The organism is Sphingosinicella humi (assembly GCF_003129465.1).
In the GTDB taxonomy this organism is placed as follows: domain Bacteria; phylum Pseudomonadota; class Alphaproteobacteria; order Sphingomonadales; family Sphingomonadaceae; genus Allosphingosinicella; species Allosphingosinicella humi.
The window spans coordinates 312,352-327,515 of record NZ_QFFF01000001.1 but is presented as its reverse complement, the minus strand read 5'-3'; the positions used below and the strand labels follow the sequence as shown (position 1 = coordinate 327,515).

Annotated in this window: 9 protein-coding genes and 1 pseudogene; 6 read left to right on the top strand and 4 right to left on the bottom strand. The window is 60.6% G+C overall.

Translation table 11 applies throughout. The features are described from left to right. Positions 1 to 94 precede the first annotated feature (94 nt). The 3 genes and pseudogenes from DF286_RS01610 to DF286_RS01600 all read right to left on the bottom strand — a co-directional run. On the bottom strand, positions 95 to 1,384 hold the full coding sequence (locus DF286_RS01610; protein ID WP_158274592.1) for a mechanosensitive ion channel: 1,290 nt from the start codon (positions 1,382 to 1,384) through the stop codon (positions 95 to 97). Between the two features lie 88 nt (positions 1,385 to 1,472). Next, positions 1,473 to 2,819, bottom strand: a complete 1,347-nt coding sequence (locus tag DF286_RS01605; RefSeq protein WP_243444683.1) for a serine hydrolase domain-containing protein — start codon at positions 2,817 to 2,819, stop codon at positions 1,473 to 1,475. A gap of 19 nt (positions 2,820 to 2,838) precedes the next feature. Further along, a pseudogene (locus DF286_RS01600) lies at positions 2,839 to 3,483 on the bottom strand (AAA family ATPase); the annotation flags it as partial. Positions 3,484 to 3,564: 81 nt separating this feature from the next. On the opposite strand from DF286_RS01600, the gene gmtY reads away from it, so the two are divergent. The 6 genes from gmtY (at position 3,565) to DF286_RS01570 (ending at position 11,978) form a co-directional block, all read left to right on the top strand. Beyond that, a complete protein-coding gene (gmtY, locus tag DF286_RS01595) occupies positions 3,565 to 4,953 on the top strand; it encodes a gamma-mobile-trio recombinase GmtY (RefSeq protein WP_109269844.1) in 1,389 nt (462 codons plus the stop codon). 447 nt (positions 4,954 to 5,400) lie between these two features. After that, the gene (gmtZ, locus tag DF286_RS01590; protein WP_158274591.1) at positions 5,401 to 8,073 is read left to right on the top strand and encodes a gamma-mobile-trio integrase GmtZ; all 2,673 of its coding nucleotides are present in this window, start codon (positions 5,401 to 5,403) and stop codon (positions 8,071 to 8,073) included. Next, positions 8,070 to 8,564: a hypothetical protein gene (locus DF286_RS01585; RefSeq protein WP_109269842.1), complete on the top strand. Its 495-nt coding sequence runs from the start codon at positions 8,070 to 8,072 to the stop codon at positions 8,562 to 8,564. Before gmtZ ends, DF286_RS01585 begins: the two co-directional genes overlap by 4 nt. Continuing rightward, positions 8,561 to 10,561, top strand: coding sequence for an AAA family ATPase (locus tag DF286_RS01580; RefSeq protein ID WP_109269841.1), 2,001 nt, complete (start codon positions 8,561 to 8,563; stop codon positions 10,559 to 10,561). The genes DF286_RS01585 and DF286_RS01580 overlap by 4 nt, the downstream gene beginning before the upstream one ends. A gap of 1 nt (position 10,562) precedes the next feature. Continuing rightward, positions 10,563 to 11,255, top strand: a complete 693-nt coding sequence (gmtX, locus tag DF286_RS14915) for a gamma-mobile-trio protein GmtX (protein WP_279379301.1) — start codon at positions 10,563 to 10,565, stop codon at positions 11,253 to 11,255. Positions 11,256 to 11,579: 324 nt separating this feature from the next. Beyond that, positions 11,580 to 11,978 (top strand): MbcA/ParS/Xre antitoxin family protein, encoded by a 399-nt coding sequence (locus tag DF286_RS01570; RefSeq protein ID WP_109271919.1) that lies wholly within the window; start codon positions 11,580 to 11,582, stop codon positions 11,976 to 11,978. Positions 11,979 to 12,196: 218 nt separating this feature from the next. Here the strand turns inward: DF286_RS01570 and DF286_RS01565 are convergent, their stop codons facing one another. Then, on the bottom strand, positions 12,197 to 15,097 hold the full coding sequence (locus DF286_RS01565; RefSeq protein ID WP_109269839.1) for a TrlF family AAA-like ATPase: 2,901 nt from the start codon (positions 15,095 to 15,097) through the stop codon (positions 12,197 to 12,199). Positions 15,098 to 15,164 lie beyond the last annotated feature (67 nt).

Here is a 15,164-nt window from a genome sequence, read left to right as displayed (position 1 = left end):
CTATACGTCATCCCGGCGAAGGCCGGGATCTCCGGACGAGATGTCACGGCCCTTCTCCACGAGACCCCGGCCTTCGCCGGGATGACGCCCTGCCTCACACTAGCGGCGGCTGGTCGTCGCTGGGGGGCTTGGGGGTGCGCGGGCGCGCCGGGGCTTTGGGCGGCTGGTTGCGCTCCGTCCATTCCTCCAGCAGCTTGTGCGCGGTCGGTCGGCCGCCGAGGCCGAAGGCGAGGGCGCAGGCGACCGCCGCCGAGCCGATGATCGAGGCGAAGGCGATGATCACGATCTCGTTGGCAAGACCCATGAACCGGAGGCCCATGGCGACGGCGAGGGCGATGATAGACCATTTGAGGATGGCCGGAAGCCAACCTTCCGTGCCGGCACCGCTCACCAGCCGCGAGACGATGCGGGCGATGATCACGCCCGCCAGGATGATGCCGGTGCCGAACAGGATCTTGGTGCCGAGCTCCAGCGTCTGCGCCAGCATGATCGCGATGATCGGGGAGTTGAGCAGCTCGGCGGCCTTGATCGCGAAGAAGATGAGGATCGCGATCATCACGATCGTGCCCACGGTGCGCGAGGGCGTCGTGCTGTCCGACGAGAAGCCGAGCGCGTTCACCGAGCGGTCGAAGCCCATGGAGGGAAGGATCTGCTCGATCGCCTGCTTGGCAAGCTTGCCGAGGAAATAGCCGATGGCGAGCAGGATCACCGCGCCGAGCACGTTGGGGATCGCATCGAGGATGGTCCGCAACATCTCGGTGGCGGGGCCGGAGATGGAGGAGATCTGAAGTGCCTCCAAAGCGGCGATGGCGAAGGGGATGATGACGAGGAAGAAGGCGATGAGGCCGGCCGAGCGACTGATCGAGGCCCTTCCGGTCACCGCCGGCGGCGCCTCGGCGGGCTGAGCGGGGACGGTGCCGGCGCCGTCGATGAGGCCGGTCTTTCGCAGCCATCCATCGGCGTTGGCGGCGAGCAGCGAGCCTTCGACCACGCGCTGCACGATCCGAGCGATGACGAGGCCCAGGAAGAAGAGCAGGCCGCCGGCGACGAGATTGGGGATGAAGGCGAAGGTGTTGGTGGTGAGCTCGCGCACCGGATCGAGGACCTGGCTGAGGCCGAGCGGCTGCAGCGCGAGGAGGATGCCGACCAGCAGGATCAGCCAGAAGGCGATGTCGCCGATGAGGCTGCCGACCGTCTTGCCGGGCTGCGCCTCGCTATGGCGCTTGAGGGCCGGGATGCGATCGACCATCTTGGCGATCGCCCATTTGGCGGCGCGCGCCAATATCCAGGCGATGAGGAGGATGGCGATCGCGCCGATGATGCGCGGCAGCCATTCCAGCGCCTGGTCCTGCCAATAGGAGCGCTCCGGATAGGTCTCGTACATCCTCATTCCCCCTTGCATGATGTCGTAGGCATAATTCGTGCCGCTGCCGAAAGAAATGCCTTAGCCGCGCCCTGGTTCCTCCGCCCGATCATTCGAGGGCGGCGAGCAGGTCGCGGGTGAAGCTGTCGAGATCGAAGCCGGTGCCCGGCCCGTCATAGCCGCGGCGGACGATGACGATGTTTCGCGAGGGGACGATGACCAGATACTGACCCCTATTGCCGCGGCCGATATAGGCGTCCTCCGGCAAGCCGCTGCCCTTGGGGAAGGTCCAGAAGCCGGCGCCATAGCCATAGCCGCCGGCGGGCGGCTGCGCCGACCCCAGGCGGGAGACGTAATCGCCCCAGCCCGGCGGCAGGATGCGCTCGCCGTTCCAGACGCCGTCATTCAGGTAGAGGAGGCCGAGGCGGACGAGGTCGCGGGCAGTGGTCCAGACCTGGCTGGAAAGGATGAAATTCCCCTTCCAGTCGGTCTCCGGGACGGTGCGCGTCATGCCGATGCGCCAGAAGAGGTCCGTCATCGGAAAGGCGAGCTTTGCCTCGCCCTCCAGCTTCGCGCGCAAACCCCGGATGGCGAGCAGGGTGTCGTTGTTGGCATAGCGCCAGCGCGTACCGGGCGCCGCCTCCAGCGGCCAGGCGACCGCCTGTTCGGTGACGGCGGTGCCGCCGAAATAGAGCGCGTCGGTGCGGTTGCCGGCATGATCCGAATGGAGGCCGCTGGCCATGCGCAGCAGCTGGTCGGTGGTGATGGCGGCGCGGGGATCGCCGGGGCTCTGCCACTCCGGGACCGGCGCGGGCGCCTCGACGTCGATCAGGCCCTGCTGGACGGCGGCGCCGATCAGAGTGGCGGAGATGCTCTTCGCGACCGACCAGGTGCGCTGCGACATGTGCATGTCGAAATCGTGGCGATAGCGCTCGGCGACGATCTTGCCGTTCTGGACCACGAGCACCGCCGTCGTTTCGCTGCCCTGTCCATAGGTGCGGCGGTCGAAGGCATCGTCGACGGCTTCGGCAAGCGCCTTGGCGTCGCCCTTCGGCTTCGCCGCCGCCTTCTGATCACCGTGGGGCCAGGGGAGGCGGTCCGAGCGGTCGATCGCCGGATCCACCGACAGCCGGGGCAGCAGCGAGGCGCTGGCGGGATCGGCGCCTATCGGGAGCTGGGCGCAGCCGAGATGCGGGCGCCAGGCGGCGACGCGCGGCGGCAGCGTCTCGTCGAAGGCGACTCTGACGGTCCTGGCTTGGCGGTCGATGTCGGCCTTCAGCTCGGGGAAAAGCGGCTCAAGGCTCGCATAGGTACGCTGGAGGTCGTCGCGCTCGACCTGCTCCACCGTCTGGCCCGCGTTGAACAGATCGCTGCAGAGAAAGGAGGCCTTGTAGCCGGCGGCCAGCGCGCGGGTGTAGCGGTCGCCGTCCTGCGCCGCTGCCGGCGTTGTCGCCAAGGCAGCGGCGAGGAGAAGCTTACTTGCGCATTTCAGCGCGACGCTCCTCCCACCAGGCGATGCGTTCGGCGATGCGCTTTTCGAAGCCGCGGTCGACGGGGGCGTAGAAGGTCTGCGGCTCCATTTCCTCGGGCCAGTAATTGTCGCCGGAAAAGCCCTCCGGAGCGTCGTGATCATATTGGTACCCCCTGCCGTAGCCGACCTGCTTCATGAGCTTGGTCGGCGCGTTCAAGATGTTCTTGGGCGGCTTCAGCGAGCCCGTGTCCTTCGCCGTCCGCCAGGCTCCTTTCTGAGCCATGTAGACCGCGTTCGATTTGGGCGCGGTCGCGAGATAGAGGCAGGCCTGGACGATGGCGAGCTCGCCCTCCGGAGAGCCGAGGAAATCATAGGCGTCCTTGGCCGCGAGGCACTGGACCAGGGCCTGGGGATCGGCGAGGCCGATATCCTCGGTGGCGGCGCGGGTCAGGCGGCGCAGGACGTAGAGCGGCTCCTCGCCGGCGACCAGCATGCGCGCGAGATAGTAGAGCGCCGCCTGCGGGTCCGAGCCGCGTATCGCTTTGTGGAGGGCGGAGATGAGGTTGTAATGGCCCTCCCGGTCCTTGTCGAAATCACCCCCACCCGGTCTACTCACTTGACGGCGCAAAACCGTCTCGAGGCCCGAAGGAACCCTATTTCGCAGTCCTTCTGGTGCCTTGACGCAGTGAGAAATAACCCTCAAGGTTTATACCCAAGATAAGGAAGCCTGGTGCGCTCAGTTCGTGGACGAGTAGCGACATACGTTATCGCACGGGATAGGGCGCGCGAGAACCGCCTTACTGCGGTCGTCCTCATCAATGGCGAAATATTTCAACCCTTCGGGGAATATCTCGCGGAGCGTAGCCTCAGCCTCAGCAGGGAAAGGGCGTACGCTCAAGCCATCGTTCGTCTCATCGAGTTCATGGCTGCCCGAGCTGCTGATTTCGCAGAGGAAAGGAACCGCCATCAGCTTTTCACGAGCTTCTCACATGCTCTGCACCGAGGCACCTTGGGCGCGGGAGAAGAAGACCCGCACGGGCTATACTGGCTGCCCTGCAGCTCTGACACCGTTGAGAGTCTCACCGTGGCGGCATGCGAATTCTCGGACTGGCTCGTCGACAAGTACAAGACGAGGCCGCTGAACCCATATCGCCAGGCTTCACATGCAGAGCGCATCGCGTTCTGGCGTAGCTGGAACAAGATGCGCTCCGCAGCTCTGCTTGCACATACCAAGGATCGCGCCGTGGCGGAGGCAAATGCGTCCGTGGCTCGGCGGTTTGCCCTTCCATCAAGAGCTCCAGCTGTCGCGGGCCGGCCAAAATTTTTTCCACACGAGCGATTTGGAGACCTCATAGGGTCCGGCTTCATCAATCCAGGAAAGTCGAAGTCTACTATACCTTGGGTGAAATATAATATCCGTGATCAGATGATATGTATCCTGATGTACGGCGCTAGCGTCCGCGTCTCGGAAGCGTGTCATATGTTCGTCGGCGACGTCTATGAGGACCCATTTGATAAGACGATGTCTCACGTTAGAATGTATCACCCCTCTGAAGGTGAAATAGAATGGATCGATCCAAGGACTGGGAAGTACATTTCGACTAATCGAGCAACATTCCTGAAGGTGATGTATGACAGGAGTCCACTCCATTGGGATGATAAAAGTGGATGGAAGGGAATGCTACTAAAGAGGCACGGGAAGTTCAGGCCTCTGCTTTGGCTTCCTGCGGAGTACGGAAGGCTATTCCTTCAACTTTACCGGCTGTATGTACGATACGTTCGTCCAGCCAATGTTAACCACCCGTGGTTGTTCGTCACCAAAGAGGGTGAGCCGATGAACCCAGAGGCCATTCGTCGTAGCATGGCTGCCGCCTGCCGGAGAATTGGTCTTCGAAGCCGCGAAGCCGACGGCACCACGCCGCATGGGCTTCGTCACGGCTACGGTCAGCGGATGCAGGATCTCGTCGACGCTGGTCTGATTGACAAGAAGATTTTCCAAGTGGGCATGGGGCAGACTTCGATACTGTCGCAGGAGGTCTACAATGACCGAGAGGCCCATCTCGTGCAACGTCGCCTTGCCGAGGTTGGCGCGGCAATTCCTGTAGCTTCGATACCTTAGGGGGCGGCGATCAATCAGCGCTCTTTTCATGACGCAGAACTAGTACCGTTGCGGGTTGAGCAGACTGGCAACCTAATCGGGGTCAACCCGAGCCTCAATCAGTTCTGGCTCAGTAAGTCATTCGATCCGTCAGTTGTTCGTAGAGCGTTCGAGGCCTGGGACGACTACCAAAGGTTTGTGGATCGGCCGGGCTACTCGATGTCTGCCACCGGCCGCGCCCTAGTTGCGAGAGCGCGTGCCGCCGAGACGCGGGAAGAATTTGCAACCGTCCTTGACGACATCGCTCTCTCCTTTCGTCGGGCCAAGGTAGGAGCGGACAAGGGGAGGCTGAGTGAGTACCTCCTCGAGCTGTGGAGAGAGGGCTTGATAGTCTGGCCTCGGGATCCAAGCGCGATCGTCGGCGTCGTTCGACTAGGTAGCTTAGCCTGGATCAGCTCGGGTCGGTGCATGCCGCACATCAAGGCGATCCTTGATGACTTCAAAGCGCATGACGACAAGGCAAGTGGAACGAACAAGAGTCCGCTTAACCGGTATCGCGGGCTGATAGACGTCCTGATTTCGACACAAGGAGTGCAGGAGGTCGGTGACCTCACCCCGGAGGTTTATCGACTCTGCCTTGAAGGCCGAAAAATTAATACCAACACGCACCGGAGTCTTCCACGGCTCATAATCGCGGCCATGACTCGCGCGTATGGCCAAACGGCGGTCACGTCGACCGTGACCGACTACGTTGGCTGGGTAAGGCCCGTCTCGAAAAAGCAGGACGTCAGATTCGAATGGGTCGTCAAGCGCGAACCGGAAATGGAGGCGTGGCGGTCCGCATCTGAAGAGTGGTTCGCGCAGCGGCAGCGGAGCCGAAATGGAGCACTCAGCGCTCTCACGGTTTTTCTGGAGCATCTCCTCGACGACTCGCGTCTGCCGAGAGAGCCGATCGAATACTTGAGGGGCACCACGTGGGCGCGTTCAGATATCAAGCCCTTCAGAGCGGAAGTTGAGCGGAATACCCGCAACGCTCACTCGTTTCTGGAATGGCTAATCGTCACTCGTTGCGTGGAAGAAGGCGAGGACGGTCACCCGTATATTCTGCCCGGCTTTCGTAATCCGATTATCATTTCCGGCGAAAGGCGCCAGAACCTACCGGAAACATATCGCGAGGCGATGCCTACAAAATATGTCACCCTGCTGAAGGAAATCCTGACGGCAGATGATGCAGCTACGCCTAAGGTAATCGGAAGATCTAAACTCGGTTGGAAGGGCGGCGACTGGCTCAATTGGTTTGATGAGCAACTCGGCTGCTATGTGGAAGTTTGGTCGCCAGTCCGTAATTCAGCCATATTGCTCAAGCTAGAGACGCCGCTTCGTACATTCCAAGTGAGGATGTTGAACTCTGGCGAGGCAGATCGTTCGCGCTTCAACATCGCTACCGGAAAGTGGGAAGAGAACTCCCATGAGTTAGCCGGCGAAGCGGATCCCCCAAAGGGGGTCATTCGTCGCCGTGGTGATGACCTATGTCTATATATCAACACAAATAAGACGGCGGACGTGGGCCGGAGAGATCAGGAGCGGGGCTACGAAATACCTTGGAATCATGAGCCTGTCGTCAGACTGCTCGATGAACTCAGGCAGTGGCAGGAAAAATACAACCCAGTCTCTCACCAAACACAATGGCAAGACCTCGCCGCGAGGGAGCTCATGATCCGCCACACGGCAGAAGCTCTCGCTGCACGTGGGGCGGAAACTTTCCTCTTCCGCGACCCATGCTCCGAACATCGGGATCAGCCGGTGACCGACGGCCGGCTTCGGAGCTATTGGATCAAGCTGCTCACCGAGCTCGAGCGTCGACTGCGCGACATGGGCATCGAGGACAAACTGATCCTCTCGCGCAGAGCTGATGGTGCTCCTTCTGCAGTCGCCTACGACCTGCACTCCCTTCGCGTCACGTGGATTACCGCCATGGCGGAGAAGGGTGTCGATCTGGCCATTCTGATGAAGGTGGCGGGCCACTGCACCGCAATCATGACGGCCTATTATCAGAAGCATTCAATCGGCCATATCTCGCGTGTTCTGAACTCTGCCTCCGCTGAGATGCAAGCTAGGCAACAGGAGGGCTGGGAGGCACATCTAAAATCCAAGGCATACGATGAGTTGAAATCGGCAATCGCCTATAACGATGTCGATGCGGTTGATGCTGCAGCGAAGGGTGCACGGGCGTCCTGGGTCCGCATTGACTACGGCATTTGCCCAGTCGGTTGCATGCGGTGTCACGAAGGAGGCCCACTCCTCCACCGTCGGGCGGACGGCTACACCGTCCACGGGCCGGTGCCGGGCCCAGGCAGCAAGAATTGCGTGCGGTGCCGGTTTTTCATGTCTGGCCCTGCCTTCCTGATTGGATTGCACGCGCGGTTCAACGAAGTGGGCTTCAGGTTCCGCGAGGCCTCCCGCCGCTACAAAGAAGCTCAGCGTGAGTTTGAGCAATTGGACCACCTCCGTGTTCAGGCAGCCCAAACTGGCTCTATTTTCGACAAGGTAAAACAATGGGATACTGCTTCGGCGGTCCTCGACCAGCGCACGAACGAGGCTGATGATTGGGCGCTCACATGGCACGCCACCTACAACCTGATTATGCAGTGCCAACAGCTCCTGCGTGGAAGTGACGGCGGCGGTGCGGAGAGAAACGTCTCACTAATCACTCTGGGCAGCGCAGAAGATTTAGAGTTTGTCGTGGAGCTGGATGACCGAGGAGAACGGGAATTCGAGCTGATCGATAACGTATGCCAGGCAGCCGTTTTCTACCAATCGATCGACGCAAGCGTTCCCAATTTGAAGCGACTGAGGATGTTCGACGCCTTCCTGGCCCGGGCTGGCCTCGAGGCGCTCTTCCTTCATATCTCTGAGGAAGATGGACTAAGGATCGCCAACGAATTGGCAAAATTCATGTACACACAATTTGGTCGGGATGAGACAAACGCCCTCATGGCTGGCGAACGATTGCTCCAATCATTAGGTTATGAGGAGCAAACAGCATTTCGGGCTAAGCTGGAGGGGCTTACCGGCACCCGGCTGTCGAGGCGCGGACAGAATCTCCTCATCGAGCAGACAGCTACGGAGGCTGCGGAGTGACGAGACGCGCGGTGGTGCCCGCCATACTTGAGGTGCTGGAGCCGTGGCTGGAAGGCATCGAAAAGGAATATGCGGCGCAGCCGCCGACCGAACTACGGCCGACGCTCCCGTTGACACCTGACGGCAAGGTGAACGTCGTCGCGATTGTCCGAGAGTTGAAACTTAAGCCCGCTGATCAGAAGTGGTTCCATACGAAGCCCGAAATCCGCGATCTTGTAAATTCGTTCGCAGAGAGCCAAGGCGTAAAACCGATTGGCAGCAGAACCCAGCTGGATCAGGTAGACGACGTTGTAAGGCAGAAAGTCAAACGCCTTGGCGGTGACGCGCGGAGAGCTCAATCCGATCTGACAGAGGCCCAGCGCCAAATTGAGTTCCTCACGGCAAAACTCGAGAAGGTCGTCGTTGAGCGGGATCGCTACAGATCGGCTCTCCGCGAAATCTACTCGTCCGGCGATCTTCCCGCTCCCGTGATCGACGAAGTCATCGAATGAGCCGCCTCACATTCGACTACGGCAAACTCGACGGCCGCCGATTGCGCGCGACTTTCCTAGAATCTTTCCCCGGTATTGGACCCGTAAGGGCTGAGAAACTGCTGGATCGCTTCGGGACGGGGCTGCCGGAGATACTCGCCAGCGAAGAGCTCGTACTTCAGGAGCTTATACCCGCCTTAGACGAGACGCGTGGCGTAGTTGCCACGCGGATTGGCTACGCCATGCACGCACGCTGGCCGCGTGAGGCAGCCGGGTATGCTGCTCACGAATGGCTCGAAGGGCACGGGATACATGAGGTAGGTCTTGCGCGAAAAATCGTTGGTATCTGCGGCCCGAACGCCATCGAGATCCTGGCCGACAATCCATATGTCCTCGCCAGAACCGTGCCTTGGCTGAAGGTCGACAAGCTCGGGTTGCAGGTACTCACAACTAGAATGCCACTTGCTGAAGCGCGAGCATCACCCGAGCGGCTGCAAGGTTGTGTCGATCGCTTCATGTCAAATTGCACGCAGCGCGGGCACACTGCTGTCGGTGGCATTGAGCTTAGGAAGGGCCTCGCAGGCCTCCTATGTGTCCACCCGCAGTCTGAGTTGGTGGAGCGCGCGGTTCGATTTGCGGTCCACAGACGCCGGCTTATCATGTGCGGTGAGCTGTTTCGCTCTCCTGGCTTTGCCTGGATGGAGGGGAAGATCGCAGTACGCATCTCTCGTTGGTCAACAGAAGGCGCGATCCTCGGATCAGCGATTGATCGTGCCTTGGCTCATGTTGAAAGAACGATGCCGCACTCGCTCCACCAAGAGCAGCGGCAGGCCGTAATAGCCACATTAAGCCGCCGCTTCTCTATCATGTGCGGAGGGGCTGGAACGGGCAAAACCTCCACCATTCGTGCGATAGCGAACACTTGGGCGGAGTTGGGCGGGCGAGTTCTCCTGGCTACATTGTCCGGAAAGGCAGCACTCAGGCTCGGGCAGGCCACGTCGCGGCTTGCAAGAACCATTCACCGACTACTGCGAGAACTGGATGAACGCGACGAGCGGATTGAGGAAGGGAAAGCCGCGCCGGAGGGATTGTCACTGCTAGACGCGACGACGCTGCTCGTCATTGACGAAGCCAGCATGGTGGACGTCGGTCAATGGATGCACATCACGGACCGCGTGGAAGCGTCAGGTGCTCGCCTACTGATAACGGGCGATGTGGCGCAGCTGCCGCCAATTGGCCCGGGCACCATCTTTCACACGCTCGCGCAGGAAAAATCTCGAGTAGCGCAGCTCGAGACGATCCATCGACAAACCGGGGAAAGCGGCATTCCTGAGGTCTCGCTGGCGATCCGAAAGCGAATTGAGCCAGCACTGAAGAGGTACTCTGGCGCGGCAGACGGAGTGTCACACATCGGGTGTGGCCTACCAGACATTGATCGGGAAGTTGTTCGGGTTGTGGCTGACCTCGGGGGGTTCACCTCCGACCGTCATGACCTCCTGGTCATCGCTGCCCTGAACAGGACCGTAGACCGCCTCAACAGCCACTTCCATGACCGCCACAAGGCGGGAAAGCCAGAAGTGAAGGGGCACTTGGGATCTTGGTTCTGCGTCGGTGACCCGGTGGTTCACCTGGAGAACGATTATCAGAAGGCGCTGTTCAACGGCATGCTAGGTCATGTTGTAGAGGCCGACGTAGAACGCCGTGGATTGACCGTTCGGTTCGAGGAACGGCTGGTTTCGTTCGACGCTAAGGCCACTGTCCGGCTAGCGCTGGCATACGCGCTCACCTGCCATAAGCTTCAAGGTAGCCAGGCAGCGCGCGTCGTGATCGTGGTGGAGCCATCCACGCTCTTGGATCCGACCTGGCTGTATACAGCTATCACACGTGCGGAGAAGCAGGCCGTCCTTGTCGGCCCCCCTGAGGCGTTGGCGGACGCCCTACGTAGGCCACCGGCGTTCAGGGGGCGGGTTACGGCGTTTGCTCACGACCTATTCCGCACATCATCGATGGACAAGTAACATGCCTCCTAAGCCCTCCGTCGCCAGCTTTCCGCCTACTGATGCAGAGAAGTGCTTTGCCCGCTTACTAGAGGGCTCGAAGGGATCGAGGAGGAGTAATTTAGAGACGTTGTGGAAAGCGCTGAGCCAGCTACGTGACGAGGGAGTTACCGACTTTAGCATCTCTGCAGTCGGCAAACGCTCGCAGGATTTGGGAGGTGTGCAAGAACAATCGATTAGAAATAAAAATGGTGCCGTTTACCGTGAGCTAATCGACGCATTCGCTGGTGAACGCGGAAAAACGCAATCCAAGTCGGCTGCTCCACAAGGAAATCAGATAGATAGGCTCATCGACGAAATAACGGACCTCGGTGTGCGGACGTTATTCAAAATGGAGCGCGAGGAGGCACGAAGGCTCAAATCTGAAAACGACATGCTTCGCCTGGCCTTCAGGCGCCTCTCAATCGACACCTCCGAGCAGGGAGCTCGAGACGCGGGGCCGGCGTCGATCGCGCTCAAGGAAGATCAAGTTTCGAAGACACAAATCGGTTCCGTAAGCATCGTGGATCGGCGCGCCGTCGATACATTTCTGTCCTCCGACTGGCTCGAAGCAAGAGGGTGGCGGATCGACCCCGACGGATCGATCTATGATGAGACGACAAATTGGCTCGTCGCACCGGCGGGATTTGCGGACGTTCTGCGGCGGATGCTCTGACCCGAGCAAGCAATCCTAAGGGCACGTGGCCGTTGCGTCGGCCGTCTCACTTTGCACGTCGCCTGTTTCGCTGAGTGTAAGTTGAGGTGAAAGGTGAGTTTCTGCTTCCGGCGATAGAAAGCTTCAAATGATGCCTTTCAAAGGGTAATCTGCGCCATGGATCGCTCGCGGAACATTCTACAGGCAATCAGCGATGGCGACCGTCGCCGTTTCCTTGAGATACTCGAGCACGGCGTGCGTTCTGCCACTCGCATGGCGTCGGAAGAGTCACACGCTCTGGGACTTGAGGTAGCCGATGGCCATGCTTGCAGAAAGGCGAGTTTGATGGAACAAAGTGGCTCAGGCTGGGATCTCAACGATAGCAAAGCACAGCTCGGTGCGCCTGCGCTGCTTGCGTTCTTCCAACTCGTCACAGTCTGGCGCCTGACCGAGAAGGAGCAGATGAAGCTGCTCGGACTTACGTCCCGATCAACACTGCAGAGATGGAAGGCTGGTCAGGTCTCGGAGGTGAATCACGATACCGTCAAACGCATCTCGTACCTGCTCGGGATCTTCAAAGCCATAAACACCCTGCTGCCGGAGCAGAAGAGGGCGGACGCTTGGATCCGCGCTCCGAATACGGCACCACTGTTCGGCGGTCGCAGCGCTCTGGATCGCATGACATCCGGAGACGTGGGCGACCTCTCCCTGGTCCGACAGTATCTCGAAAGCCAGCTCAGCTGAGACTCGAAAGGCTCAGCCGTGGCTCGCAGCCGCCGTCCCGACTGAGGCCCGATATTTCCGCTATACACCCATTGTGGCCTTTAACGGGCCGGCGCCGCTTCCCAGATGCTGACAGTCCGCTTCATGTTCGTCGGCTGCACAACGATGACTTCGGAATAGTGCCGACTTGATGGAGCTTGGCCGCGTTAAGCCAGTGCTGCCGCAACATTCGGCGACGTTCAAGCCGGCAGAGCGTAGCGCTTCTCACGTGTCTTGAAGGGGTCTCGACCACCTTCCAGCAGCTTGACTGTCTGTGCTCGGATTGCCTCCTCCGTTCCGACATCCTCAAGCGCACCTGCCGAATACGAGATCTTGGGGTGGCGGGCGCCCTCCGGCCGTTCGGCGCGAGCGACCAGAACCTGATCGGCGTCCGTGGTGACGACCAAGTTCGGATTATGCGAGACGAGGATCACCTGCCGCGTGAGCTTCGCCTTGCGGAGGAAAGGCACGAGCGCCTCGTAGATGGACGAGTTGTCGAGGTTGCCCTCTGGCTGGTCGATGATGAGGGGGCGGCGGTCTTGTCGGTCCATCGCCAAATAAAGGACCAGCAGGACGATCCCGCGCGTGCCGGGCGAGAGCCGCTCCAGATCCGTGCCGCGATACTTCAAACCATAGTCGAGCGTGATGTGGTCGGTGGAAAACAGCCAGTCGTAGACACGCTCGAGGGTCGCATGACCTAGCAGCTGGTCGCTGATCGCCGATGGCTTCCCCATCTGAGTGATTAGCCAGTCGAGGGACGTCCTGATTGCCTGCCTGTCGGCAGACCGCCAAGCTTCGAACAACGTGCGTCGGACGTCACGCAGGATCTCATCGTTCGCGAGCGCCACACCGTTCCTGCGCTTGTCGAACATGTCCCGACCGACCTCGATCCACTCGGCCGGAGCCGCGCTGAGTCTCACCTGAAGCTCAAAGCCAGCCTCGGCGCCGTCGCCGTCTGCGGGGATCACCTTCTCCAACGGCGCATACAGCTTCGCCAACTCGGCGCGCTCCTCATCGAGAAGATTGAAATAGGAGAGGTAGGTCGTCCAGCGCTCTTCGATCTTTGCGGCCATGTCATCCTTCACCGGACCATCGAGATTGGCGATCTCGGTTTCGAGGCGGCGCTGATCGCCCTCCATCCGTGCACGTTGTTTCTGTAACTCGATCAGGCGCTTCCTCTGCTGCTCGTCGGTCGCGAGCTTGCCGTTTAGCTTCTCCAGTCTGTGGTCCAAGTCGGCAACGGTTTCGCCAGCGGGATCAGGATTTTCGGGCAGCCCCGAAAGCGAGGCGACGTCTTGCCGCGTCCGAGCCTCTATCGGCCCGAACGGATTGAGCCCATCCGCCTGGATCACCGGCCGTAACCGGTCGGCTTCCGCCTCGGTGAAGCCGACCTCGATCAGCGCCGGCCGAATGTCCAGGAAGGCCCGCTCGGTTGCGGCGATGAAGTCGACCGCTTTAGCCCTCGCGGTCGCAAGCCTAGCAAGCCGCCGGTTTGCGCTGGCCAACTGTGAGCCCTTGTCCTTGCGGATCGCCGTCAGCCGCTCGATCTCAGCGGCCACGGCCGGGTCGACGCTCACCTGCAGGGCGGGGAGCTGGGCGTCGATGGCGGTCAGGTCGTCCTTGATGCGCTGCAGCAGCATCTCCTTCTCGGAACGGCCGGTCAGCCGCTCTTCGATCGCGAGAATCTCACGATTGAGGGTCGAGACTCGCGCGGTTACCTCGCGCTTCTTCTGCGTGACGTGATCGGTCCGCAGTCGACGCAAGCCTGCGAAGTCAGACGAATCAAGGCGGTCGCCCTCTTCGATGTAGCCGAACACGACGTCTTCGATTTCGCGAATAAGGCGGCTTCCGGAAACGTCGGTCGAGCACAGCTCCTCGACGAAGTCCTGCGATAGGTAGCGCACCCTAGCGAGGTCGGCGGCCCGACCGTCTCCTACGCGGCGGCTCGTCACGGTCCCGTCCGCCCAGGTGACCGCCACCGTCAGATCGTCGATGGTGGGCGAGGCCTTGCTGATGAAGGATGCCGGCGAGCCCTCACTCTTCCAGGCTGCGGTCGTGAACGCGATCAACTCGGCGAGCGCGGTCTTTCCTGCACCTTTTTCGCCGATAATCGTCACCAGCCCAGAATTAAGATGGATGATCTCGTCCGCGAACCATTCGGGGGCGCCGGCGAGCGCCACATGATCGATGATCTTGCTGGAGTCGGTTGGCGCTGGCGGCGTAGGTCCAATTGCGACGCGGTGTTCCGGCTCGTGAAGCAGCTGCCGCAGACCCTCAAACGTTGGCTTGGCCTTGATCCAACAGTACCGGTCGTCGTCCGGCTGAAAAAGCTTGTCCTCGTCATGCGCGTCGGAGCCGTGGATGCAAGGCTTCAGCGATCCGTTCTTCTCCTTCACCTCGTCCGGATCGTCCGACCCGTGACCGAGGAAGTAGAGCCGGTCTGCAGGATTGCCCGAGAAGACCATGTCTGCGCAGCGGTATAGCTCCTCCCTTACCGCCGCGAACCCGGCGTCCTTGGATAGGCCGGAGGGACCGTCCTTCCCGTTCGCGACGACGACGATCCCATTGCGACGTATCCAGCGGCCTTGATTGTCGAGCCAGCGCCGGATCTCCGCGAAGTCGGGCTTGAAGGCATTCACGCCCGCCTTGAAGGCGCCCCAAGGATCAGTTTGGCTACCGTCGACGGCGCGGCCGAGCCGGCGGAGGCCCTCAGTCGAGCAGGGATAGTCGATGTCGTTGTACCGAAAGGTGAGAAGACCGAGAGCCTGTTCGATCTCGGCAGTCGCGTCCGGCGCGTCCGGGTCCACCAGGATGTGCAGGTTGATGGCCTTTCCCTTCCCTGTTTCGGGATGGGTGCGGAATTCTATGTTGGGAATGACGAGGTCGAAGCTCGACAACCTTCCTTCGGCTCTGGCGGCGACGACCTTCTTGTAACCTTCGATGCTGCAGTAGTCGGTGACGCCAAGCACCGAGATGCCTTTGCCCTTCGCCTCGAGCGCGTCCAGATAGCTAGGCCAGTCTGCATAGTGGTTGGCGAGCGCGCTTTCGGGCGTGTGGACGTGCAGGTCCCAGCGTCGCCACTCCGATCCCCGATCACTCATTTCGCCCCCTTAAGTCCAAGCATGGCGATTTTTGACGCCGGATAATGATGGATACAAGATGCCACCG